Consider the following 22,790-nt stretch of genomic DNA (forward strand, 5'->3'; position numbering starts at 1 on the left):
TTTCTGCCGCTCAGAGGCTGTGGCTAACATCGGCGGGCCGCCTCACGGCCGGGTGGTCGCCCTCGGTCCTGGCTCCAGCACCTCGTACGCGTCGCGCACCCAGTCGGTGAGCCGGGGGCGCGTGTGCGCGGGGTCCACGATGTCCTCCACCAGGAACGCCTCGGCGGTGCGGAACGGCGACCTGACCGCCTCCAGCCGGGCCGCGATCTCGGCCTTCATGGCCTCCGCGTCCGGCCCGGCCTCGGCCAGCAGCCGCTTGAACGCCACCTCCAGCCCGCCCTCGATCGGCAGCGAGCCCCAGTCGCCCGACGGCCAGGCGATCCGCAGCCCGTAGCGGTGGTGCGGCCGGTGCGCTGCTCCCGCCACCCCGAACACCCGCCGCACCAGCACCGACGCCCACGGCACCGTCGACTGGTAGACGGCGGCCAGCGCGCGGGCGCCGTGCCTGATCGTGGCGGCCCGCTCGGCGGCGCCGCCGATCACGAACCCCGGCTGGTCGACCAGGTGCACGACCGGCAGGTGGAAGGTCTCGGCGAAGTCCAGGAACCGGGTCGTCTTGTCGGCGCCCTGCGCGGTCATCCCGCCGCCGTAGAAGCGCGGGTCGCCGGCCAGCACCGCCACCGGGTGCCCGGCGAGCCGGGCCAGCGCGGTGATCGTGGAGCGGGCGTGGCGGCTGCCCAGCTCCAGCACGCTGCCCTCGTCGAACACGGTGTCCAGGATCACGCGCATGTCGTACGGTTTGCGCCGGTCGCGCGGGACCGCGGCGCGCAGCTCCGGCGAGACGCGGCCGGGGTCGTCGGCGCAGTCGGCGACCGGCGGCAGCCGCCAGGCGCTGCGCGGCAGGTAGCCGAGCACCCGCCGGGTCAGCGCGAACGCCTCCTGCTCGGATCCGGCCACCAGGTCGACGGTGCCCGCGGCGGCCACGGTGCGCCAGCCGCCCAGCTCCTCCTTGCCCAGGCTCTCGCCCATGCCGGCCTCGACCACGGCCGGCCCGGCCACGAACACCTGGGACAGCTCCTTGACCATGATCGAGACGTGCGAGGTGACCAGCCGGGCGGGGCCCAGCCCGGCCACCGGGCCGAGGGCGAGCGCGATCACCGGGATCCGGCCCAGGTTGGCCACCACCTGGTCCCAGCCCGGGTTGTACGGGACGTACGTGCGGCCGAACTCCTCCAGCTGCTTGACGCTGCCGCCACCGCCCGTGCCGTCGATCAGCCTGACGAGCGGCACCCGCATCTCGCCCGCCATCCGTTCGGCGAGGATCTGCTTCTCGTGGATGGCGGCGTCCGCCGCGCCGCCGCGCACGGTGAAGTCGTCACCGGACACCACGACCCGGCGGCCGTCGATCGCGGCCCTGCCGATGATCACGTTGGACGGGGTGAAGCTCTCCAGCCGGTCCCCGTCGTACGCGGCGCGCCCGGCGAGCGCCCCCACCTCCTGCCAGGAGTCGGTGAGAGCGGCCAGCCGTTCCCGTACGGTCAGCCGGCCGGTGGCGTGCTGGCGGGCGACGCGCTCCTCGCCGCCCATCCGCTCGGCCAGATCCTTGCGGTGTTCCAGCTCCGCGAGCTCCGGGTCCCACACGATGCCCTCCTCCGTACCGGCTGGTCGGTAGGGTAGTGGGCGGGACGTCAACCCTCCAGCGTGTAGTCGAACACGTAGGAGTGCGAGCCGTCCGGGGCGACCTGGATGTCCATCTCGCCGCGCAGGCCGCGCAGCTCGCCGGTGGCGGAGTCGGGCACGACCGTGACCCGCAGCGACTGCCCGTCGCTTTCGCTGACCGCGTTGTGCTGCAGCACGAAACTGCCCGCCCGGCCGTTCAGCGTGCCCTCGACGCGCTCCACGGCCACGTAGGCCTTCGACTCCTCCACCGGCGTGGTCACCACGGTGAGATGGACGGTGCTGGTGGCGTCGAGATCGCCGTGGAAGGTCTTGTCCATGGTGACGCGGCTCAGGGATACGCCGTCGCGCTCCTCGAACGGCGGCTCGGCGGTCCAGTTGGCGGTGTCGAAAGGCCCTTTGACAATCATGGTCTCATTGTCCCGCGCATACCTGCCAGTTCTCGTCAGGTATGCGGCAGCGCCTGCGTGAACGCGTTGCCGAACGTGTCGTCGGGATCGTAGCGGCGCACCAGCTCGCGGAACCGGTCCGGCACGGCCGGGCGGCGGACGAACAGCTTGCCCCAGTGCGGCCTGGGATCGAACGGCGCCAGCACGTCCTCCACCAGTTTGATCACCGGCAGCACCGCCGCGGGATCCTTCACCCAGGTGAAGTGGAAGGCCACGCTGTCTCGCCCGTACGAGGGACTCAGCCACAGGTCGTCGGCCGCGATCGTGCGCACCTCCGAGATCTGCAGCACCGGCCGGATCCGGTCGCCCGCGGCGCGCAGCTCGCGCAGCGCGTCGGCGGCGTGCGCCCGGTCCAGCAGCCACTCCGACTGCAGCTCGTCACCGGCGCTGCTGGGCGGGGCGTCCGGGCGGAAGTGCGGCAGCCGCTCGTGCCACGGCCCCGGCACGCCGAGCTGCTCGGTGCAGCTCCCGGCGGGCATGCCCGGCACGGGATGCCGCGGGCCGTCCGCAGGCCGGGCGCCGTGCCACTCGCCGCCGGACAGCTCGGTGCGGCGCTTGATCCAGGCGCGGGTGTCGCGGTAGTCGGTGAACAGGCTGACGCTGTAGCCGTCGGCCATGACCTCGTCGAACGGGGCGTCGTCCGGCACGCACTCGCGCACGTACTGGCGCAGCTCGAACGCCGGGACCAGGTCCAGCGTGAGCGCCGTCACGACGCCGAGCGCGCCGAGCGCGACCACCGCGCCGGGGAAGTCGTCGTGGCCGCGCTCCAGGGTGACCGCCGAGCCGTCGGCGGTGACCAGCTCCAGGCCGCGGACGGCGGCCGACAGGCTCGCGTTCGCCACCCCGGAGCCGTGCGTGCCGGTGGCCACCGAGCCCGCCACCGAGATGTGCGGCAACGACGCCAGGTTGGCCAGCGCGAAGCCGCGCGCGTGCAGCTCGGGGGCGAGCCGCGCGTAGGTGGTGGCCGCGCCGACCCGCACCCGCGCCGCCGCGGCGTCGACCTCGATCAGGGGCGGCATGCGGTCCAGCCGCACCAGCTCGCCGGGGGAGTCGGCGACGTCGTTGAAGGAGTGGCCGCTGCCCAGCGCGCGCACCCGCCGGGCGGCGGACACCAGCCGCCGGAGCTCGTCGAGGGACGTGGGACGGTGCAGCCTGGATGCCGTGAAGGGGGTGTTCCCCGCCCAGTTGGTGAGCGTCACCGCCCCACTTTGTCACAGTCCCTCATGCATCCGACCAGGGTGGGGAGGGTGAGGGGTATGGAACTGTTCCCCGCGATGCCGCTGGCCGCCTGGCAGGACACCAAGGCCACGCTGCACCGCTTCACCCAGATCATCGGCAAGCTCCGGCTCGCGGGAGGGATCCGGCGTAACCACTGGTGGCACGTGCCGTTCCACCTCACCGGCCGGGGCATCACCACCCGCCCGATCGGACGGGCCGACGGCGGGCCCGTCTTCACCGTCGACTTCGACTTCGTCGCCCACCGGCTGATCGTCGCGACGATCGACGGCAGGCAGATCGCGTTCCCGCTGTACGGGCAGTCCGTGGCGTCGTTCCACCGGGAGACCATGCGGGCGCTGGACGCCCTGGGCGTGTCCGTCGAGATGGAGCTGCCGCAGCCGTTCGACCTGCCCGACTCCGGCCGGCCGTTCGCCGACGACACCGAGCACGCGGCCTACGACCCCGCCTGCGTCACCCGCTACTGGCAGGTGCTCAGCCAGGTGAACCTGCTGCTGGAGGAGTTCGCCGCCGGCTACTCGGGCAAGATCAGCCCGGTGCACCACTTCTGGCACACCTTCGACATCGCCTGCACGAGGTTCTCCGACCGGGTGGTCGACCAGCCATCCAGCGTCGACCCGGTGACGCGGGAGGCGTACTCGCGAGAGGTGATCAGCTCCGGCTTCTGGTTCGGCGACGACACCTTCCCGGAGCCCGCGTTCTACTCCTACACCGCGCCCGAGCCGCCGGGGCTGCCCGACGAGCCCCTGGCGCCCGCCGCCGCGCAGTGGGCGCCGCAGCGGGGGAGCCACCTGGCCGTCCTGCGTTACGCCGACGCCCGGGCCGAGCAGTCGCCGCGCGAGGCCGTCCTGGCCTTCTACCAGAGCGCCTACGAAGCCGGAGCCCGGCTCGCGGGCTGGGACACCGAGGCCGTCGCCTGCCCCGGCGGCGTCACGGACCCGGTGCGCAAGGGGGAGGAGAAACTGACACCATGATCCCGTGCCGCACCGCCCGCTGCTCTTCCTCGACGTGGACGGCCCGCTGATCCCGTTCGGCGCGCCGGAGCCGCGCTCCTTCGGCCCGCCTGGCGCGAACCCGCTGCTGGCCAGGATCGACCCCGGGCACGGCCCGAGGCTGGCGGCGCTGCCGTGCGAGCTGGTGTGGGCGACGACGTGGATGGCCGACGCCAACGAGGTGATCGCGCCCCTGCTCGGCCTGCCCGAGCTGCCCGTGGTCGACTGGCCGGACGAGGAGGAGGACGGCCCGCTCCACTGGAAGACCCGCGGCCTGGTCGGCTGGGCCGCCGGGCGGCCGTTCGCCTGGGTCGACGACGAGATCACCGGCGCGGACCGCGCCTGGGTGTCCCGGCACCACCCAGGACCGGCGCTCCTGCACCGCGTCGACCCGCGCCACGGCCTCACCGCCGCCGACTACGCCGCCGTCTCCGACTGGCTCGCCCGGCTCTGACGCGCTTCGTGCACGGCGGGCTTCATGCACGGCGGGCTTCATGCGCGGCGGGTTTCATGCGCGGCGGGTTTCACGTACGGCGGGCTTCACGTACGGCGGGCTTCACGTACGGCGGGCTTCACGTACGGCGGAAGGTGTGCCGGTAGGCCAGGGGTGCCACGCCGACCGCCGCGTGCAGGTGCTGGCGGAGTGAGACGGCCGTGCCGAAGCCGGCCCGCCTGGCCACCTCCTCCACGCCGAGGTCCGTGGTCTCCAGCAGGTGGCGGGCGTGCTCGACCCGCTGCCTGGACAGCCAGCGTGCCGGACTCATGCCGGTCTCCTCGCGGAAGCGCCTGGTGAACGTGCGCACGCTCATGCTGGCGTGCGCCGCCAGCGCCTCCAGGTCGAGCGGCGCCTGCAGGTTGGCCAGCATCCAGGTGCGGGTGGCGGCGGTGCCGTTGCCGGTGGGGGGCGGCAGCGGGCGCTCGATGTACTGCGCCTGACCGCCCTCCCGCCAGGGCGGCATCACGCAGCGGCGGGCCGCCCGGTTGGCGACCTCACTGCCGTGGTCGCGCCGGATGATGTGCAGGCACAGGTCGAGCCCGGCCGCGACGCCGGCCGAGGTGAGCACGTCGCCGTCGTCGATGAAGAGCACGTCGGGATCGAGCTTCACCCGCGGGAACAGCCGGGCGAAGTGCGCCGCGTTGCGCCAGTGGGTGGTGGCCGGACGGCCGTCGAGCAGTCCGGCGGCGGCCAGCGCGAACGCGCCCGTGCAGATCGACACCGTACGCGGCCGCCCCTGCAGGGCCTCGCGCAGCCTGTCGTCGATGACGCCCTCCCGCAGCGCGGGCCCGCCGTGCACGCCGGGCAGCAGCACCGTGTCGGCGGTGTCGAGCACGTCCAGGTCGTGGTCGGGCTGCACGCTGTAGCCGGCCGAGCAGCGTACGGCGGCGCGGCCGGGCGAGCAGGTCACCACCTCGTACAAGGGCTCGCCCGACGACGACTCGGCGGTCCTGAACACCTGGCCGGGCACCCCGAGGTCGAGCGGGGCGAACTGGTCGAGCACCACGACGGCGATCCTGTGCGGCATGGCCGGATTCTTTCACATATTGGCTATCCGGCCACTCGTGCCAGTAAAGGCGATAAATCAGGATTGGCGGCATGACCTTGACCACCCCCGCCCGGCGCTTCCGCGTGCACCGGGCCTGGTTCGTCGCGGCCGTCGCCTTCGTGGCGATCCTGGGCGCCGCCGGCTTCCGGGCCACCCCCGGCGTTCTGATCAACCCGCTCCAGGCGGAGTTCGGCTGGAGCAAGAGCACGATCTCCCTGGCCGTCTCCGTCAACCTCGTGCTCTACGGCCTGACCGCGCCGTTCGCCGCCGCGCTCATGGACCGCTTCGGCATGCGCCGGGTGGTCGCGCTCGCCCTGCTGCTGGTGGCGGTGGGCAGCGGCCTCACCGTGTGGATGACCGCGAGCTGGCACCTGCTGCTGCTCTGGGGGGTGTTCGTCGGGCTCGGCACCGGGTCGATGGCCCTGGTCTTCGCGGCCACGCTGGTCGACCGGTGGTTCGTGCGCCACCGCGGCCTGGTCACCGGCCTGCTGACCGCGGCGGGGGCGACCGGGCAGCTCATCTTCCTGCCGGTGCTCGCCCAGATCGCCCAGGGGCCGGGGTGGCGGGTGGCCTCGCTGGCCGTGTCCGGGTCCGCGCTGGCCGTGGTGCCGTTCGTCTGGTGGCTGCTGCGCGACCGTCCCGAGGAGGTCGGCACCACGGCGCTCGGCGCCGACCCGGACGCGCCCCGTACGCCGGCCCCTGCCGTGAACGCGGCGGTGCGCGCGCTGACCGTGCTGCGGTCGGCGGCGCGCACCCGCCCCTTCTGGTATCTCGCCGGCGGGTTCGCCATCTGCGGGGCCAGCACGAACGGCCTGGTCAGCACCCACTTCATCCCTGCCGCGCACGACCACGGGATGGCCGAGCCGACCGCCGCGGGCCTGCTCGCCGTGATCGGCATCTTCGACATCGCCGGGACCGTCATGTCTGGCTGGCTGAGCGACCGGGTCGACCCCCGCATCCTGCTCGGCGCCTACTACGCGCTGCGCGGGCTAGCGCTGATGGTGCTGCCCGGCCTGTTCGCCGCCACCCCCGAGCCCAGCATGCTCGTGTTCATCGTCTTCTACGGGCTCGACTGGGTGGCGACCGTGCCGCCCACCGTGGCGCTGTGCCGCACCCTGTACGGCGCCGACGGGGCCGTCGTGTTCGGCTGGGTGTTCGGCTCCCACCAGGTGGGCGCCGCCATCGCCGCCGTCGGCGCCGGCCTGGCCCGCGACCAGCTCGGCCACTACGACGCCGCCTGGTACGGGGCCGGGGCGCTGTGCCTGGCCGCCGCCGCCATGTCGCTGGCGATCCGTCATGCTAGGAACCGATGAACGACTCCGATGAGATGGTCCTGCCCCTCGTGGTGCGGATCGAGCGCGCGACGCCGCCCGAGCGCACCGACGCGCTGGAGGCCGCCGCCATGGCGGTGCTCGGCCTGCTCGACGACCCGGGGGAGTGGGCGGGCGAGCTGGCCGCCTGGCAGGCGGGCCGGATCCGCAAGGTGGTGCGCCGGGCCAGGGGCGCGGAGTGGCGGCGGGCCGTCGCGCTGCCCGGCCGCACGACCGAGCACCGCACCGCCGAGGTGCGCGTGCACCCGCCCGTCCCGCTCGACGCCTGGCCCAGGGACCTGGCGAGGCTGCAGGTGTCGGGCACCGAGCTGGCCGACACGGCCGAGCCCGGCCCGGCCGTCCCGCCGATCCTGTGGGAGAACCCCGCCCTGCGCATGTCCGCGGGCAAGGCCATGGCGCAGGCGGGCCACGCCGCCCAGCTCGCCTGGTGGGCCAGTGACGCCGCCGGGCGCGCCGCCTGGCGGGCCCGGGGCCTGACCGTGTCGGTGCGCACCGCCCGCCCCGACGCCTTCGCGGCCTCGGTGGAGGCAGGGCTGCCGGTGGTGCGCGACGCCGGGTTCACCGAGATCGAGCCGGGCTCGTGCACGTTCGTGGCCGACGCGCCCTGGCTGCGCGACCGGGTCACCAGATCGTGACCAGGCTGCCGGGGCCGCTGTGTTCCGGATCTCATGATGACACTTCGGTAGCAATCGGCCTCAGATGGGCCGGTTTTGTCGTACGCTCCGGTCGTGCTCGATGGGGTTGATGAGACCAGAGGTTCCCGTGTGAGAACCGAAGACCGACCGGGAATACCTGCCTCGCCGCCCAGACGCTCCCGCATCGGAGACATCCGGATGGGAGCGATCTACCGGGGACTCGCCGTGATCACGGTGGTGGCGGTCGCCGCCGTCGGGGTCGCCCTGGCGCTCCCTTCGCGATCGGACGAGACCGGCGCACGGCCGGTCGCCGCGCCATCGGCCGTGCCCGTCTCGTCCGGTCCGCCCACGAGCGACTCCGCAGCCTCCGCCGCCCCCACCGCCGCCGCAGACTCCACCGTGGAGCCCGCCTCCGGCCCCGCCGAGCCGGCGACCACGGCGGCGACCACGCCGGCGCCGCGCCCCACCCCCACCCCCGGCACGTCGCTCGCGCCCGGCTACACCGCCATGGAGGCCCTGTACGCGGACGCGCGCCTGCCCCGCCTCCCCGCCAAGCTCAAGCGGCTGTCACTGCCCCGCGCGAGCAAGAGCGTCATCCGGGACAGGCGCACCCGCCTGATCCTGCCCAACCTGCCCAAGCCCTGGAAGTCGTACGGACCCGCCCCGTTCACCAGCCGGCAGGTGCTGCCCGCGCCGCGCAGCGGCCCGCGCGGCATGCTGGTGAGCTGCCCGGTCCCGATCGAGGCGCAGAAGTCCGACCGCGACACCGCCCTGCTGGCCGCCCGCTGGACGCTCAACCACCACCCGGAGGGCGCCAAGGTCCGCTGGCTCGGCTCACAGCGGATCAAGGACGGCTGGACCCTGCTGTACCAGGTGACCTACGGCAAGCGCAGCTCCCGCGCGGCCGTCATGATCGTGGACAACGGAATGAGCAAGCCCGGCCTGGTGTTCATCACTGTGCCGGACACGCAACGCGGCAGGTGGCGCGACATCCCTCGAGTGATCGCCGGAGTGCGCGTCCTACGTTGAGATCATGAAAGGGCGGCACTGTGGGGAGTGACGACGCCGTGGAGCGCTCAGGTCCGCCGCGACCGTCGGAGAACGGCAAGACCAAGCGACCGTGGCGGGCCGAGGGACTTCCCGGCACCCCCGGCGGTCGCCCCAAGATCAACTGGTGGCGGTTCGCCGCCACACTGCTGGCCGTCTACGCGGTGTTCTTCCTGGTGTCGTCGTTCTTCGACAGCGGCCAGGTGGAGACCATCTCCTACTCCGAGTTCACCAAGCAGGTGAACGCCAAGAACGTCCAGGAGATCTACGCCACCGGCCTGTCCGTGGAGGGCAAGCTCAAGTCGGCCGCCAACGACCCCGACAGCGGCAACGAGTCCTACACCGAGTTCCGCACCGAGATCCCCACCTTCGCCAACACCGACCAGCTCTCCCAGCAGCTGCAGACGGCCGCGGTGGAGATCCGAGCAGAGCCGCTCAACTCGGGCCGCGGCTTCTTCCTCAACCTGCTCCTGTCTCTCTTCCCCGTGCTGCTCCTGGCCGGGCTGTGGATCTGGATCATGCGGCGCGGCGCCAGCATGATGGGCGGCGGCGGGCTCGGCGGCATCGGCAAGTCGAAGGCCGCCAAGCCGGTCGAAGCCGGTCAGGTGCGCGTCACGTTCGACGACGTGGCCGGCATCGACGAGGTGGAGAACGAGCTCGTCGAGATCGTCGACTACCTCAAGGACCCCGGCAAGTACCGCAGGCTCGGCGCCAAGCTGCCCAAGGGCGTGCTGCTCGCCGGCCCTCCCGGCACCGGCAAGACCCTGCTGGCCAGGGCCGTCGCCGGTGAGGCCAAGGTGCCGTTCTTCTCGGCCAGCGCGTCCGAGTTCATCGAGATGATCGTCGGTGTCGGCGCCTCCCGCGTACGGGACCTGTTCGAGGAGGCGCGCAAGGTCGCGCCGTCCATCGTGTTCATCGACGAGATCGACGCCATCGGCCGCGCCCGCGGCGGCGCGGGCGGCATCGGCGGCCACGACGAGCGCGAGCAGACGCTCAACCAGATCCTCACCGAGATGGACGGCTTCTCCGGCGCGGAGGGCGTCATCGTCATCGGCGCCACCAACCGGCCCGAGGTCCTCGACCAGGCGCTGCTGCGCCCCGGCCGGTTCGACCGGACCGTGCAGGTCGGGCTGCCCGACGCGGCCGGCCGCGCCGCCATCCTCGGCGTTCACACCCGCGGCGTGCCGCTCGACCCCGCCGTCAGCCTCGACCAGCTCGCCAAGACCACCCCCGGCATGACCGGCGCCGACCTGGCCAACCTCGTCAACGAGGGGGCGCTGCTGGCCGCCAAGCGCGGCAAGGAGAAGGTCGGCACGTCCGACTTCGCCGACGCGCTGGAGAAGCTCCAGCTCGGCGCCGCCCGCAGCATCGTCATGCCGGAGGAGGAGCGGGTCAGGACCGCCTACCACGAGGCCGGCCACGCCCTGCTGGGCATGCTGCTGCCGGGCGCCGACCCGGTCAGGAAGATTTCCATCATCCCGCGCGGCCGCGCGCTCGGCGTCACCCTCTCCACGCCCGAGACCGACCGCTACGCCTACGACGAGCGCTACCTGCGCGGCCGCATCACCGGCGCGCTCGGCGGCATGGCGGCCGAGGACGTGATCTACGGCGTCATCACCACCGGCGCCGAGAGCGACCTCGAACAGGTCACCATGATCGCCCGTGGCATGGTGGGCCGCTGGGGCATGTCGCAGAAGGTCGGCCCGCTCACCATCCTGTCCAACGACGGCCAGCAGCCGCAGGCCTCGCCCGCCACGCTCGCCATCGTCGACGAGGAGGCGCGCCGCATCGTCGACGAGTGCTACGCCGACGCCGTCCGCATCCTGGGCGAGAACCGGAGCAAGCTCGAAGGCATCGTGGCCGCCCTGCTGGAGCACGAGACCCTCGACGAGGAGAGCGCCTACACCGCCGCCGGCCTCCGTGGCACCCCCGAGGCGCTGCCGGAGGAGTTGGCCAAAAGTTAGGCAGGCCGCGGACTTACGGCGGTCCCTTCCGGGGCACTTCACCCGGGACGAAGATCGGGGGACCGCCGTGAGACTGACTGACCGGCTTCTCGCCGAACTCGGCGATCCCGGGCTGGAGCAGATCGGCGGCATGCTCGCGACCGACCCCGGCCGGGCCCGCGACGCGATCGCCGCCGCGACCGCGATGATCGTCGGCGGCATGGCCCGCGACGCCGAGCACCCCGACGGAGCCGAGGCGCTGCGCGCCGCCCTCGACGAGCACACCGACGCCGACCCGTTCAACGGCGACGTCGCCGCCCTGATCCGCGACGGCCAGAACATCCTCGCGCACGTCCTCGGCGGCCAGGGCACCGAGACCGTCGCGTACGGACTGGCCCGGCTGTCCGGCCTCGACCCGGGCGCGGTGATGCGGCTGCTGGCGCTGCTCGCGCCCATGGTGATGTCCCTGCTCGCCGTCCAGGCGGGCGACGCGGACATGTCCACGGAGGAGATGGCCGCCGAGCTCGGACGCGAGCGCGCCGGGCTGCCCCGTGAGCTGGGCGCCCTCCTCGCCGACGCCTTCGGCGACCTGCCCGAGCCGCACACCACCCGCGACGCGTGGGGCGCCCCCTGGTGACGGGTAAGCTGACCAGGTGATCGTTCTGGCCTCCGCCTCCGCCGCCCGCCTGGCCCTCCTGCGCAGCGCGGGCCTCGACCCCAAGGTGATCGTCAGCGGCGTCGACGAGGACGCGTTCAACGCCTACTCGCCCGCCGCGCTCAGCCTCGTCCTGGCCAAGGCCAAGGCCGAAGCGGTCGCCGCCGGGCTGGGCGAAGGCCTGGTCATCGGCTGCGACTCCATCCTGGAGCTCGACGGCCGCCCCTACGGCAAGCCCGCCACCGCCGAAGAGGCCGTCGAACGCTGGCGGATCATGCGCGGCCGCACCGGCAGGCTCGTCACCGGCCACTGCGTGATCGACGTCAAGGCGGGCCGGCAGGTCGCCGAGACGGCGACCACCGTCGTCCACTTCGGCCGCCCCTCCGAGGAGGAGATCGCCGCCTACGCCGGCACCGGCGAGCCGCTGAGCCTGGCCGGGGCGTTCAGCATCGAAGGCCGCGGCGGCTGGTTCGTCGAAGGCATCGAAGGCGACCACGGCAACGTGCTGGGCCTCTCGCTGCCGCTGCTGCGCGACCTTTTCGAGGAGCTGGGCTACACGGTCACCTCGTTCTGGCGCTAGCCTGCCGGACATGCGATCACTTCGCGACTTCGGCACCGGAGTCGGATTCTTCCTGCGGGGTGTCGGCTGGGTGGCCAGAAACGGCCGGTGGTGGCTGTTCGGGCTCATCCCGGCAGTGATCGCGTTCGCCGTGTACGTGGTGGTGCTGATCCTGCTGGGCACCAACGCGCTGTCCCTGGCCGAGTTCCTGACCCCGTTCGCCGACTCCTGGTCCTGGAGCGAGGCGTTCCGGGTGACGGTCGCGCTCGCGCTGTTCCTCGGCGGGCTCGCCCTGGCGGTGCTCACCTTCGCGGCCCTCACCCTCACCATCGGGGAGCCGTTCTACGAGAAGCTGTCGGCCGCGGTCGACGGCGTCGAAGAGGTCGACGGGCAGCCCTGGTGGCGCACCCTGCCCCGGTCCATCAAGGACAGCCTGGTCACGCTGGGCTACGTGCTGCTGTTCACCGTCCCGCTGTTCTTCCTCGGCTTCGTGCCGATCTTCGGGCAGACGGTGGTGCCGGTGATCGGGGCGGCCGTGTCCGGCTTCTTCCTCACGGTCGAGCTGAGCACCCTCGGGCTGGAGCGGCGCGGGATGGCCCGCAAGGACCGCTTCCGCCTGCTCCGCCGCCACCTGCCGGTGGCGCTGGGCTTCGGCGTGGCGGTGTTCCTGCTGTTCATGGTGCCGCTGGTGGCGGTCGTGGCGATGCCGGCGGCGGTGGCGGGCGCCGCGCTGATGGTGCGTGAACGCCTGGCGACCTGAGGCGCCGCGCTGACGGTGCGTGAACGCCTCGCGTCATAATGGGGCATGCGGCATCTGGGGATCCTCGCGCACAGCGCCGAAGGGGTTGCGCTGTGCTTCCGCGCCTTCTGCCAGGAGGGCTTCCGCAACATCGGCCCCGACGACCATCCCGACGTCACGCTCGACTGCATCCCGCTGGCGCGCAGCATGCCCGCCTGGGACACCGGCGACCACGAGGCCATCCGCGCCATCCTCGCCGAGTCGGTGCGGCGGCTGGCACGGGCGGGCGCCGACTTCTTCGTCTGCCCCGACAACACCGCCCACCTGGCCCTGGAGCTGCCGGGCGAGGACCTGGAACTGCCGGGCCTGCACATCGCCGAGGTCGTCGCCGACCGGGCCGCCCGCGACGAGCGCGAACGGGTCGGCGTCCTCGGCACCCGCTACCTCATGGACGGCCCCGTCTACCCCCGGGTGCTGGCCGCGCGCGGGATGGGCTTCGAGGTCCCCGAGCCGGCGGACCGCGAGATCGTCAACCGCGTCATCTTCGAGGAACTGGTCAACGGCGTCTTCACCGAACGGGCCCGACAGGAGTACGCGCGGATCATCGGCGGGCTGGCGGAGCGCGGGTGCGACGCGGTGGCGCTGGTGTGCACGGAGATCCCGCTGCTGGTGACGCCCGACGTGTCGCCGCTGCCGACGCTCGACTCGACGCGCTTGCTGGCCCGTGCGGCTTTCGAGGTGGCGGTCGGTCACCAGGGGCCACCAACCTGGCGCGGCGGCCCCCTCTCCTGACATGCCTCTGCGCTGTGCTGGCTTTCCTGCGCTGGCCTTCCCGTTGCTGGCCTCATGCGCTGGCCTCTGCCTGCGCGGGCCTGCTTCTGAGCGGGCCTGCTTCTGAGCGGGCCTGTTCTTGAGCGGACCTGTTCTTGAGCGGACCTGTTCCTGAGCAGATTTGCTTCTGAGCGAACCTGTTCCTGAGCGGGTGTGTTCCTGAGCGGATCTGCTTCCGGGCAGACCTGTTTCTGAGGGCGCCGTCCATCGCAGGCATGTGTTCGGTCGAGTTCTCCACAGGGGGCGCAGTTCGCGCGTCGCTCGTCCACAGAACCGCTTTCGGGCCCTCGTACGGGACCAGCCACACGGCAATCTCGCTGCCCATGACGACCGACATCTCCGCCTCCTGCCTCACCCTCACCAGCCCGGCCGACATCCTCGCCGCCGTGCCCTACCTCGTCGGCTTCCACCCGTCCGACAGCCTCATCGTGGTCGGCCTCACCGGGAGCCAGGCCAAGGTGGCCGCCAGATGGGACGTCCCCATGCCGCCAGGCACCCTCGCGCCTCTGGTCCCGCTGTTCGAACGGGAGGCGGTGACCCAGGTCGTCATCGTCGGCTACGGCCCGGGGGAGGCCGTCACCCCTGCCGTCGACGAGGCCACCGCCATGGCCTCCCGAGCGAGCGTGGAGGTGGCCGAAGCGCTCCGCGCCCACGACGGCCGCTACTGGTCCTACGTGTGCGACAGCGGCACCTGCTGTCCCCCCGACGGCACCCCGTACGACCCGCTGAGCAGCCGCGTGGCCGCCGAGGCGACCGTGCGCGGCCTCGTCGCCCTGCCCGACCGCCAGGCCCTCCAGCGCACGATCGCCCCGCTCACCGGCCCCGTACGCCTGGCGATGCGCCGGGCGACGGCCGAGGCGGTCCACGACCTGCGTACGGCCCTGGCCGGCGCCTCCGATCCCGACGCCTTCGCCGGGGCCTTCGTCACACGCGGTCTCGCCCGGGTCCGGGCAGTCCTGACGCGCGCGGCCACCGGCGACCGGCTGGACGACGCCGAAGCCGCCCAGCTGGGCCTCGACCTGTCGGTCATCAGGATCCGCGACGAAGCCTGGACCTTGATGGACGACTCCCACATCGCCCTCTGGAAGGACCTCACCCGCCGCCTGGAGCCCGCCTTCGTCCCCCCGGTGGCGTCCCTCCTGGCCATGGCGAGTTGGCGGGCGGGTGACAGCATCCTGGCCACGATCGCCCTGGAGCGAGCCCTCGCGCTCGACCCCCACTACTCGATGGGCAACCTGCTCATGCACGCCCTGCAGCACCTGCTGCCTCCGGCCGTGCTCAAGGACCGCATGCCCTCACCCGACGAACTCGACGCCGCCATGGGCAAACCACAGTCCTCCTGGCTCACACCCCTCCGCCCCCTGATCGACCACGACCTCGACCCCAATCGGCCCCTTGGCGAGGCACCATGAGGCCCTCACCCGGCCCTCACCAGAGCCGGTCAGCGTGTCACCTACGGCCGCCCCCGGTGCGATCAGCGTTGCGGCGCGCATGCTGGCTACTGGCCTTGAGGGTCACCGTGGAGGCCCTCGCCGGACGCCCGTTGTGCGGAGGGGTGAGGCAGCCGTCAGCCTCGGAGCTGGTTACGAACGGTTCGCGTACCCTCCCGCCGAGCGTCATGGCCCCATGTCACCCGGCGTCAGGAGGCGCCCTGTAAATGCCGCGCCGCCACCCTTGAGTACCTCCGCCTTGTCGCGCCGGACGTGCGGTGCTGGTGACAGTGTCGGGTGACGGGGTCCGTGCGGGCCGGTGACAGCGGTGCTTCTGCCAGGTCACGTCCGTGGACGCAACCTCCTGCTACCCACGTTCGCGGCTGGCGGTGAGGGTTGACCGTGTTCGCCCCGGCCGGCGGTGTGGGTTGACCGTCGCGTTGGGTGGCGTTGGCCGTGTTGGGTGGTGTTGCCGCAGGTCTAGAGTGGTCTAGAGTTGCTCGCCGCCTTCGCGGCGGCGGCGTTCGTTGTAGGCGCGCATGCGGGGCGGGTAGCCCGTCAGTTGCACGTCGTATACCGGTAATGCCAGGTCGCGGGCCACTTTGTGGATCACTGCGGGTGACCCGACACGGCGGCGCGTCCACTCGCCGTCGTCGGCGACGGCGACCGCGGTGGTGTCGGTCGCGAAAGTCTCGGGCTCGACGTAGAACTCAACGCCGCGCCGGGATTTGGCGAAGGCGATGAGCGCTTCGATGTCGGCGTCGGTGGCCTCGCGATCGAACTTCGCGATTTTGTTGCCACGCAGCCGCCGGAGGCCGTAGCGGTCTCGCCATCTCATGAGTCCTTTTTATACCGTCAAACGCTCCGGCGCGTCGGGGAAGATCTCGGGGATACCTCCGGGATTCTCCGGATGCCCACTGTGGGCTCCTGTCGCGCAGTATGGGTAAAGACCGTTCGTCTCACCAGGGAAGAGGCTTGGCCGCTGTGATTCCTTCGCTCCCTGCAGGTGGTGGCAGCACGCCGAGCCGCTTGCGCAGCGCCGCGGAGGACGAGCCTTGCCTCCAGGGTGTCGACGGGGGCGTTCATGTCGAAGCGAGCGAAGTCCGGACAGGCCATGCCCGTGACGCCGGCCGTTCTGGCGGCACGCTTGGCTCGGGTGGGGGTAGGTGTGCCAGCGAAGCAAGCTATGCGGGTGAGGGCAGGTCTACCAGCGCAGTAGGTCGTGTGGGCGAGGTCTGCCAGGCTGATGGGGCCCTCGGGCGTGGGGTGCTCGTACTGGATGTGCGGGCGGGAGGGGCCACGACGCTCGTTGCTCCCCGGTCTGGCAGTGTCGTGGGGCTCGGTCGGGAAGCTGGGCTTGGCCGGGATGCGGGACTTCGTTGTGAGACTGGGCTCGGCAGGGATGTGGGGGGCGGTCGTCTGTCGGGGTGCCGGGGCGATGGTGGGGTGTGGCGGGGTGGGGTGCTCGCTGGTAAGGGATGGCAGGGATGGGGACGACCGGAGTGCCTTCGCCTCCACGTACGGAAAGTAATGAATTCACCACAGTATCGGCGGATGCCGACAGGATGCGGAGGGAGGGAGCGCGGATCTACCCGTCGGCTGACGGTCTCCTCCGCGCGACCATGATGGCCGGAGTACCCACACCTTTGAGACAAGGTCAGCCGCCGGCTGGGCTGCGCGTCACCAACCAGGACCGCGAGCACGTCGTCGAGCATGTCAAAGCCGCCTATGCCGAGGGCCGCTTCGACAAGTTGGAGTTCGACGACAGGCTGGAGCGCGCGATGACGGCGCGCACGCACGGTGATCTCATGCCGATCATGACGGAGCTCTACGGCCCGGATGCCGTGCCGCGTCTGGCGGCGCCGCAGGCCACCGCGCCCCGCTTCCGGGCCGAGCCGGAGAGCAACGAGCGTCTCGGTGCCTCCGCCGCTCACCTGCTCACCCTGCTCGGTTTTCCGATCATCGGGCCGCTCATCCTGATGCTGACGGCCGGCAAGACCTCTCCCCACATCCGCCGTCACTCGGTGGAGGCGCTGAACTTCCAGCTCACGGTCATGGGCGCGTCCATCCTGCTTCCGTTTACGCTCATCGGTGTGGTGCTGGTGCCGGTCATCTGGGTGGTCGCTGTCGTCCTGTCCGTGGTGGCGGGTGTCTCGGCCCTGTCGGGCGGTGACGACTACCGCTACCCGATGACGCTTCGTCTGGTGAAGTAGCCACGCACCGGGTGACTCTCGTCCTGGACGCAGAGTGTCGCCCGGGGAGTGACCCGCCTTCATATGAAGGCGGGTTATCGTCGTGCGAGGCTTCTTCTTCTCGTTGACCCTGGTGAACTGTCGTGCCGCCGTCGTCACATGCACGTCGGGGTGGACGCCGGTTCGGAACCTCTTGCGCCGCTGGAGCGGGCTGAAGCTCGATGGATCTTGCGGAGCTCCTGGGGAGTTATCGGTTCTGCTGGAGTTACCGGACATGTCGGCGATTCCGGCTGGAGTTCCAGGGTTTTCCTGGGTCTGGGTTCCTGGGGGCGTTCAGGGCCGTGAGGTGTTCGGGTAGTTCTCGGGGTCCCTGAGGCTTCCGGAGTTCCGGTCTCGCCGTCTCGGGGTCCTGCTGCCTCGGGATGCCGCTGTTTCGGGGTTCTGTCTCGGGGTTCCGTTGTCTTGGGGTCCCGTTGTCTCGGAGTACCGGTCCTGCAGTCCCGGGGGTTCCGGGGTTTCTGGGTTCACCGAAGTTCGGGAGTGCCCGGGGCTTCCGGGTTCGCGGGGGCTCGTTCGAGGGAGGGCGCCGGGGCTTACACGGTGTGGAGGAAGCCTTCGACGATCTTGTTGAAGGTTTCCGGGTGTTCCATGTTGGGGTAGTGGGCGGTGCCGTCGATGGAGGTGGTGTGGCCGTTGGGGACCGCGTTGGTCAGGCGTTCTGCCATGCCGAGGTGGTCCGGTGAGTCGAGGGCGCCGTTGACGGCCAGGACGGGGACGGTGATCGAGGCGAGGCGTTCCCAGGTATCGGTCACGGGGATGAGATGGTTGGGTTCGCCGGCGTGGTGCTTGGTCATGGTGTCCCTGGCCATGGTGCGCAGGCGGTTCGCGACCTGGCGGTCGACGTCGTCCAGGCTGCGGTGCGGGCCGGCCGCGAAGAGCATGAAGCCTTGGATCGAGGCGTCGAGGTCGCCGGCGCCCATCGCGGCGTGCCATGTGGCCGTGGCACGGGTGGTCCAGGGATCGGTGAAGTACGGCTCGCTCGTGCCCGCACCGCTGACGACGACCGCGCTGACGAGGTCGGGATGTTCGAGCGCGGTGTCGATCGCGAGGCTTCCTCCCATCGAGAGGCCCACCAGGATCGCTGGCCCGGTGTCGAGGTGGCGCAGCAGGGCGGCGAGGTCGTCGGTGAGCCGGTAGGGCGCGGTGGCGTTGGCGGATCGGCCGTGGCCGCGTGCGTCCGGCACGATGACGCGGTGTCCGGCGGCGAAGGCCGGGATCTGGTCGTCCCACATCCGGTGGTCCAGGAACCCGCCATGCAGCAGTACGACGGGCCGGCCGCTGCCGATGTCAAGCCAGAACAGGTCATTCATGACAACTAGGGTGTCATTCTCGCGTCAGGATGGCAACTGAGGTGTCAATTTCGTACGTGAGCATGGCAACTGAGGTGTCATCATGAGGGGGTGGGTGACACAGATCTCGACTCCGCCTCCGGGGACCTGGCCGACCGGCTCAACGAGGTGTTCGACCTCGTGGGGCCGCTCTACCGGCGGGCCTATCGCAAGGTGGAGCAGGAGGCGCCCATCGAGGGGCTGTCGGTCGGGGTTCGGGCGGTGCTCAACATGCTGCGCGAACACGGGCCCATGACCGTCCCGCAGATGGGTCGGGCGCAGGCGCTGAGTCGGCAGTTCGTACAGCGCATGAGCAATGAAGCGGCGGCGCGGGGGCTGGTGGAGTTCGTCGCCAACCCCGCGCACAAGCGGTCCTCGCTGGTTCAGTTGACCGCGGCGGGCCGGGACGCGATCACCGCCGTGAACGATCGCGAGCGCGCGATGCTGGAGCCGGTCACCGGTCACGTGACCGGTGAGGATGTCGACGCCTGTCTCCGCGTGCTGTCCAGCCTTCTCCGGCTCCTCGACGACGTGGAGGTGGACTGACGCCCGCGGCTGTGAGGGCGTCAGGTGAGGTGGGAGGTGGGCTGACGCCCGGCATGTCGTGCGTCAGGTACGGGGAAGTGGGCTGATGTTCGGCCATCGTGCGTCAGGTGGCGAGGACCTCGTACTTGACCCTCATGACCCCGGCGTTCAGGTTGCCGATTTTGGCGAAGGCGGCGCGTGAGAGGTCGAGGCAGCGGCCGCCGATGTACGGGCCGCGGTCGTTGATGCGGACCGTGACCGACTTCCCGGTGACCGGGTTCGTGACCCGTACCTTGCTGCCGAGGCGGAGCGTCTTGTGCGCTGCGGTCATGGCTGACGGGTTGAAGCGCTCGCCGCTGGCTGTCATCTGGCTCTCGTGGTAATACGAGGCGCCGCACGAGCCCGACGAGACGACGCGGACCTTGGGCTTGGCCTTCTTCGGCGTAGGCGTGGGCGTGGGCGTGGGCGTGGCCGCGGGTGCCTTGGTGGCGGGCTTCGGGGTGGTGGAGACCTTGGGTGTCGGGGTGGTCTCGGGCTGGGGTTCCGTCGTGGTCTCGGGTGGGGGTTCCGTCGTGGTCCCGGTGGGGGAGGTCGACGGATGTGCGGCGACGAGCAGGGCGGCGGTGCCTCCGTCGGCGTCCTGCTGCGAGAACGCCCAGGCGGTGGCGGCGACGGCGATGGTGACGCCGCCCGCGGCGATGGCGGTCCAGCGGCGCTTGCCGGAGTTCTTGCGGGTGGGGGTGGAATGCTGGCCCAAGGTCGACCACGGTCCTCGTCGGAATCGGTGGCCGTACGGGTGAGTGGCGGGGGTGCGTCGGCCGGGGGAACGCGGGGACGGGGGTGTCCCCTGTGACGTCGATGCACTTTAGTCACCAAAAGCCGACAAAGGCATATTAAACGGACATTAAGAGATATATGTCACGAGCGTGTGGCCGTACGAAGGCGGCCCGCGACCGGTGACATGGGGACGGGGGCCGCGAGGCGGGCTCTACGAAGGGGCGATGGGTGGTGCCCGCCCCACGAAGGGGCGATCGTACGGAAGCGGGCGCCCCAGCGGCGGGGTGGGGGTCTCTCCCCCCGAGAAGGTCAGACGAGGGCGCGTGGGGGCTGGATGTGGGTCAGGTCCAGGCCCAGGAGGTCGGCGGTGGCGCGGAGGTCGGCGGCGCGGTGGCCGGTGCCGAGGGCCCAGTGGTGGGAGATGCCCGAGGCGCTCCACGCGTCCGTCCATTCGCCGGGGTCGCAGCCGAAGTCCACCCGGGAGGTGGTGTTGCCGATCCGCAGCAGCGGCCCGTCCACGACCTCGCCCTCCGAGACGACGAACCCGTAGCCGCCGTCCCGCGCCTGGCGCAGCCCGAAGACGGTGACCGGGCCGTGCCGGACGTCGAACTCGACCGACACGCCCCACCCCCGCTTGCCGTGGTAGACGCCGAGCCCGCGCAGCAGCGGCTTGCGGGCGCTGATCGCCAGGTGGGCGGGCCCGTCGTGGCCCATCTCGACGTGGCCGCGGTGGAAGTCGAGCGCCTGCAGTTCGGTGAAGGAGCCGCCGGCCCCGAGCCGGTCCATGATGAGCATGGCCAGGCTGGTGCGCAGCTCGTACTCGCCGGCGGCCGGGACGCCGCGGGCGGTGAGCAGGGACGAGCCGAGGATCATGCCCGCGCCGAGCCGTTCGTGGATCTCGCCGTCGAGGCCGCGGTGGTAGTAGGCGAGGCTGTCCAGCTCGAAGTCGTCGACCAGCCGGTCCAGGCCGACGGACACGCGGGCCGCCCACGCCAGGTCCTCGCCGTCGACGGAGGCGTCCAGCTCGAACACCTCGCGGGCGAGCTCGACGCGGGCCTCCGCCTCGCCGTCGGTGACCTTCTCGACGCGGACCCGCAGGTCGTCGAACTCCAGCACCTCGACGTGCCCGCCGAGGTTCGCGGTGACCAGGGTGAGGTCGGTGGCGACGTCCAGCATGCCGGGGTAGAGGTGGCCCATGAGGCCGTGCCGGCCCCGGCGCAGCGCGGCGCGCACCCCGGCCGCCCGCACCCAGCGGCCGATCTTCTCCCATGCGCGCTCGTCCTCCAGGTAGCCCGAGACCGAGCGGAACGGGATGCCGAGCCGGGTGAACGCGTTGGCCATCTCCGGCAGCGGGCACGCGCCGCAGTAGGCGAGCCACTGGCCGGTGTCGAAGGTGGCGTGGTCCATCGACTCGGTCGGCTGCAGGTTGATCAGCAGCATCGGGGCGCCGCTGCGCTGCGCGATCGGGGCCAGCATGGTGGCCGTCATGTACGTGGTGAGGAAGCCGACGATGAGGTCACAGTCGGCGGCCCTGAGTTTCTCGGCCGCGGCCGCGCCTTCCTGGGCGTCCGAGATGAAGCCGACGTCGACGATCTCGGCGTCGAACGCGCCCATCCGCTCCGACACGCGCGCGGCCGAGCGCTGGAGCTGGGGGAGGAGGTCGGGGAACTGCGGCCAGTAGGCTCCCAGCCCTCCGGCGACCAGTCCCACCTTGACGCGCGGCGGGGTGATGCGCGTGAACGTGCTCATGCGAGCCTCCTTCGTTGACGGACTTCGACCTCGCCGCCGGTGCGGAAGCGGTAGCCGTGCTCGCGGCCCGGCTTCAGGCCCTTGGCGTCGATGTGGGCGGAGCCGCCGGGCCCGGGGGAAGAACGTCGCGAGGGGCGGTGCATCCTGCTTCCTGAGGTGGGGCGAACGCCCTCACTTTGTAGCAAGATGCAAACGTTTTAACAAGGAGCGAGTTAAAAGTAACAGCTCATCGCGTTATAACTGGGCCACCTCGACCCGTGGATGGTGGTCGCGGAGCCGCTGGAGGAGGTCGGCGGGGGCGTTCGCGTCGACCACGACCACGTCGAAGTCGTCCAGCGGGGCCACCCGGTGGAGCGCGACCCGGGCCAGCTTGGAGCCGTCGACGGCCAGGATGCGCCGGGTGGCCGAGCGCAGCATCGCCCGCTTGACCAGCACGATCTCCTGCTCCTGGTGGAAGGCGTAGCTCTCGGAGATGGCCGAGGTGGAGACCACCACCACGTCGGTGCTCACCGCCGCCACGGCGTCGACGCAGCCGAGACCGAGAAAAGAGTCATGGGTCGCGTGATATTCGCCGCCGAGCGCGATGAGCCGGATGTCGGGGTGGCCGGCCAGGCGCCTGATGGCCTCCAGGAAGTTGGTCACCACGGTCAGCGGCGCCAGCTCGGGGAGCTGGCGGGCCACCGCGAGCGCCGTGGTGGAGTCGTCGAGCATGACCGAGCTGCCCGGTTCGATCATGCCGGCCACCACGCGGGCGATGGCGTCCTTCTCCGCCGTGTGGGCCTTGAGCCGGTAGGCGATGTTGCTCTCCCACACGTTGCTCGCCTGGGCCGTGGCCCCGCCGCGGACCTTGCGCACCATGCCCTGGCGCTCGAGCTCGTCGAGGTCGCGATGGACGGTCATCACGCTGATGCCGAAGCTCTCGGCGAGCTCGGTCACGGAGACGGAGCCCTGCCGCACGATGTGCTCGGCCATGCCCTGCCATCGCGCCGACCTGCTGGAGGTGTGGGGCCGCGGTTTCACCTGAGTCTCCACCTGCTCGGAGGGCTGCGAATTCTACTCTTGACACCCATCTTGGGCGACTCGTAGTCTCCCGGCATCTCACAAATTTAACAAGTTTGATTGCGAAGTTAACAAACTCTTCCTTGGGAGGT

22 protein-coding genes are annotated in these 22,790 nt (G+C 71.3%); 13 read left to right on the forward strand and 9 right to left on the reverse strand.

All coding sequences use genetic code 11. From position 1 onward, the window contains the following. Positions 1 to 42: 42 nt before the first annotated feature. The 3 genes from ACGFI7_RS06170 to ACGFI7_RS06180 are packed head-to-tail and all read right to left on the reverse strand — an operon-like array spanning position 43 to position 3,265. Positions 43 to 1,581 carry an acyl-CoA carboxylase subunit beta gene (locus tag ACGFI7_RS06170; RefSeq protein ID WP_393399795.1) on the reverse strand — a complete coding sequence of 513 codons (1,539 nt, stop codon included), beginning with the start codon at positions 1,579 to 1,581 and terminating at the stop codon, positions 43 to 45. 47 nt (positions 1,582 to 1,628) lie between these two features. Further along, a complete protein-coding gene (locus ACGFI7_RS06175; protein ID WP_393399797.1) occupies positions 1,629 to 2,027 on the reverse strand; it encodes a DUF3224 domain-containing protein in 399 nt (132 codons plus the stop codon). Between the two features lie 35 nt (positions 2,028 to 2,062). After that, a complete protein-coding gene (locus ACGFI7_RS06180) occupies positions 2,063 to 3,265 on the reverse strand; it encodes an FAD-binding protein (RefSeq protein WP_393399800.1) in 1,203 nt (400 codons plus the stop codon). 57 nt (positions 3,266 to 3,322) lie between these two features. On the opposite strand from ACGFI7_RS06180, the gene ACGFI7_RS06185 reads away from it, so the two are divergent. Both ACGFI7_RS06185 and ACGFI7_RS06190 read left to right on the forward strand, forming a co-directional pair. Further along, positions 3,323 to 4,276, forward strand: coding sequence for a DUF5996 family protein (locus ACGFI7_RS06185; RefSeq protein ID WP_393399802.1), 954 nt, complete (start codon positions 3,323 to 3,325; stop codon positions 4,274 to 4,276). Between the two features lie 4 nt (positions 4,277 to 4,280). Then, positions 4,281 to 4,748, forward strand: a complete 468-nt coding sequence (locus ACGFI7_RS06190; protein WP_393399804.1) for an HAD domain-containing protein — start codon at positions 4,281 to 4,283, stop codon at positions 4,746 to 4,748. A 118-nt stretch (positions 4,749 to 4,866) separates the two neighbouring features. On the opposite strand, the gene ACGFI7_RS06195 is transcribed toward ACGFI7_RS06190, so the two are convergent. Next, positions 4,867 to 5,817 (reverse strand): GlxA family transcriptional regulator, encoded by a 951-nt coding sequence (locus ACGFI7_RS06195; RefSeq protein WP_393399807.1) that lies wholly within the window; start codon positions 5,815 to 5,817, stop codon positions 4,867 to 4,869. A gap of 71 nt (positions 5,818 to 5,888) precedes the next feature. On the opposite strand from ACGFI7_RS06195, the gene ACGFI7_RS06200 reads away from it, so the two are divergent. The 9 genes from ACGFI7_RS06200 to ACGFI7_RS06240 all read left to right on the forward strand — a co-directional run bounded on the left by ACGFI7_RS06200 (position 5,889) and on the right by ACGFI7_RS06240 (position 14,990). After that, the gene (locus ACGFI7_RS06200; RefSeq protein WP_393399810.1) at positions 5,889 to 7,151 is read left to right on the forward strand and encodes an MFS transporter; all 1,263 of its coding nucleotides are present in this window, start codon (positions 5,889 to 5,891) and stop codon (positions 7,149 to 7,151) included. Continuing rightward, a complete protein-coding gene (locus ACGFI7_RS06205) occupies positions 7,148 to 7,804 on the forward strand; it encodes a peptidyl-tRNA hydrolase (protein ID WP_393399812.1) in 657 nt (218 codons plus the stop codon). Before ACGFI7_RS06200 ends, ACGFI7_RS06205 begins: the two co-directional genes overlap by 4 nt. A 198-nt stretch (positions 7,805 to 8,002) precedes the next feature. After that, the gene (locus tag ACGFI7_RS06210) at positions 8,003 to 8,833 is read left to right on the forward strand and encodes a hypothetical protein (protein WP_393399814.1); all 831 of its coding nucleotides are present in this window, start codon (positions 8,003 to 8,005) and stop codon (positions 8,831 to 8,833) included. Positions 8,834 to 8,871: 38 nt separating this feature from the next. Further along, a complete protein-coding gene (gene ftsH / locus ACGFI7_RS06215) occupies positions 8,872 to 10,815 on the forward strand; it encodes an ATP-dependent zinc metalloprotease FtsH (protein ID WP_393399817.1) in 1,944 nt (647 codons plus the stop codon). 67 nt (positions 10,816 to 10,882) lie between these two features. Further along, entirely contained in the window at positions 10,883 to 11,431 is a 549-nt protein-coding gene (locus tag ACGFI7_RS06220; protein ID WP_393399820.1) for a DUF937 domain-containing protein, read from the forward strand. Between the two features lie 16 nt (positions 11,432 to 11,447). Continuing rightward, positions 11,448 to 12,029, forward strand: coding sequence for a Maf family protein (locus tag ACGFI7_RS06225; RefSeq protein ID WP_393399823.1), 582 nt, complete (start codon positions 11,448 to 11,450; stop codon positions 12,027 to 12,029). A gap of 10 nt (positions 12,030 to 12,039) precedes the next feature. Further along, complete coding sequence (locus ACGFI7_RS06230; protein WP_393399825.1) at positions 12,040 to 12,768, forward strand: EI24 domain-containing protein; 729 nt, start codon at positions 12,040 to 12,042, stop codon at positions 12,766 to 12,768. A 45-nt stretch (positions 12,769 to 12,813) separates the two neighbouring features. Then, positions 12,814 to 13,539: an aspartate/glutamate racemase family protein gene (locus tag ACGFI7_RS06235; RefSeq protein WP_393399827.1), complete on the forward strand. Its 726-nt coding sequence runs from the start codon at positions 12,814 to 12,816 to the stop codon at positions 13,537 to 13,539. A gap of 362 nt (positions 13,540 to 13,901) precedes the next feature. Then, a complete protein-coding gene (locus tag ACGFI7_RS06240; RefSeq protein ID WP_393399829.1) occupies positions 13,902 to 14,990 on the forward strand; it encodes a DUF4192 domain-containing protein in 1,089 nt (362 codons plus the stop codon). A 508-nt stretch (positions 14,991 to 15,498) separates the two neighbouring features. Here the strand turns inward: ACGFI7_RS06240 and ACGFI7_RS06245 are convergent. Beyond that, a complete protein-coding gene (locus tag ACGFI7_RS06245; RefSeq protein WP_393399831.1) occupies positions 15,499 to 15,846 on the reverse strand; it encodes a hypothetical protein in 348 nt (115 codons plus the stop codon). A 784-nt stretch (positions 15,847 to 16,630) separates the two neighbouring features. Between ACGFI7_RS06245 and ACGFI7_RS06250 the strand changes: the two genes are divergently transcribed. Further along, entirely contained in the window at positions 16,631 to 17,221 is a 591-nt protein-coding gene (locus ACGFI7_RS06250; RefSeq protein ID WP_393399834.1) for a DUF1707 and DUF4870 domain-containing protein, read from the forward strand. A gap of 572 nt (positions 17,222 to 17,793) precedes the next feature. Here the strand turns inward: ACGFI7_RS06250 and ACGFI7_RS06255 are convergent. Beyond that, on the reverse strand, positions 17,794 to 18,570 hold the full coding sequence (locus tag ACGFI7_RS06255; RefSeq protein ID WP_393399836.1) for an alpha/beta fold hydrolase: 777 nt from the start codon (positions 18,568 to 18,570) through the stop codon (positions 17,794 to 17,796). A gap of 90 nt (positions 18,571 to 18,660) precedes the next feature. On the opposite strand from ACGFI7_RS06255, the gene ACGFI7_RS06260 reads away from it, so the two are divergent. Next, positions 18,661 to 19,134: a MarR family winged helix-turn-helix transcriptional regulator gene (locus tag ACGFI7_RS06260; protein WP_393399839.1), complete on the forward strand. Its 474-nt coding sequence runs from the start codon at positions 18,661 to 18,663 to the stop codon at positions 19,132 to 19,134. A 103-nt stretch (positions 19,135 to 19,237) separates the two neighbouring features. Here ACGFI7_RS06260 and ACGFI7_RS06265 read toward each other — a convergent pair whose 3' ends face one another. From ACGFI7_RS06265 to ACGFI7_RS06275, 3 genes are all read right to left on the reverse strand, one after another. Then, on the reverse strand, positions 19,238 to 19,870 hold the full coding sequence (locus ACGFI7_RS06265) for a septal ring lytic transglycosylase RlpA family protein (protein ID WP_393399841.1): 633 nt from the start codon (positions 19,868 to 19,870) through the stop codon (positions 19,238 to 19,240). A gap of 329 nt (positions 19,871 to 20,199) precedes the next feature. Further along, a complete protein-coding gene (locus ACGFI7_RS06270) occupies positions 20,200 to 21,639 on the reverse strand; it encodes an arabinose isomerase (RefSeq protein ID WP_393399843.1) in 1,440 nt (479 codons plus the stop codon). A 234-nt stretch (positions 21,640 to 21,873) separates the two neighbouring features. Beyond that, the gene (locus ACGFI7_RS06275) at positions 21,874 to 22,659 is read right to left on the reverse strand and encodes a DeoR/GlpR family DNA-binding transcription regulator (RefSeq protein ID WP_393399846.1); all 786 of its coding nucleotides are present in this window, start codon (positions 22,657 to 22,659) and stop codon (positions 21,874 to 21,876) included. Between the last annotated feature and the right edge of the window lie 131 nt (positions 22,660 to 22,790).

Origin of the sequence: Nonomuraea sp. NPDC048826, assembly GCF_043198225.1 — a bacterium.
Taxonomy (GTDB): domain Bacteria; phylum Actinomycetota; class Actinomycetes; order Streptosporangiales; family Streptosporangiaceae; genus Nonomuraea.

Bases quoted from the DNA above. Each gene is read 5' to 3' on its own strand.
- ACGFI7_RS06195 (WP_393399807.1), bottom strand. From the start codon at position 5,817: ATGCCGCACAGGATCGCCGTCGTGGTGCTCGACCAGTTCGCCCCGCTC.
- ACGFI7_RS06255 (WP_393399836.1), bottom strand. From the start codon at position 18,570: ATGAATGACCTGTTCTGGCTTGACATCGGCAGCGGCCGGCCCGTCGTA.
- ACGFI7_RS06235 (WP_393399827.1), top strand. From the start codon at position 12,814: ATGCGGCATCTGGGGATCCTCGCGCACAGCGCCGAAGGGGTTGCGCTG.
- ACGFI7_RS06250 (WP_393399834.1), top strand. From the start codon at position 16,631: ATGATGGCCGGAGTACCCACACCTTTGAGACAAGGTCAGCCGCCGGCT.
- ACGFI7_RS06270 (WP_393399843.1), bottom strand. From the start codon at position 21,639: ATGAGCACGTTCACGCGCATCACCCCGCCGCGCGTCAAGGTGGGACTG.
- ACGFI7_RS06230 (WP_393399825.1), top strand. From the start codon at position 12,040: ATGCGATCACTTCGCGACTTCGGCACCGGAGTCGGATTCTTCCTGCGG.
- ACGFI7_RS06205 (WP_393399812.1), top strand. From the start codon at position 7,148: ATGAACGACTCCGATGAGATGGTCCTGCCCCTCGTGGTGCGGATCGAG.
- ACGFI7_RS06240 (WP_393399829.1), top strand. From the start codon at position 13,902: ATGACGACCGACATCTCCGCCTCCTGCCTCACCCTCACCAGCCCGGCC.
- ACGFI7_RS06200 (WP_393399810.1), top strand. From the start codon at position 5,889: ATGACCTTGACCACCCCCGCCCGGCGCTTCCGCGTGCACCGGGCCTGG.
- ACGFI7_RS06185 (WP_393399802.1), top strand. From the start codon at position 3,323: ATGGAACTGTTCCCCGCGATGCCGCTGGCCGCCTGGCAGGACACCAAG.
- ACGFI7_RS06175 (WP_393399797.1), bottom strand. From the start codon at position 2,027: ATGATTGTCAAAGGGCCTTTCGACACCGCCAACTGGACCGCCGAGCCG.
- ACGFI7_RS06245 (WP_393399831.1), bottom strand. From the start codon at position 15,846: ATGAGATGGCGAGACCGCTACGGCCTCCGGCGGCTGCGTGGCAACAAA.
- ACGFI7_RS06210 (WP_393399814.1), top strand. From the start codon at position 8,003: ATGGGAGCGATCTACCGGGGACTCGCCGTGATCACGGTGGTGGCGGTC.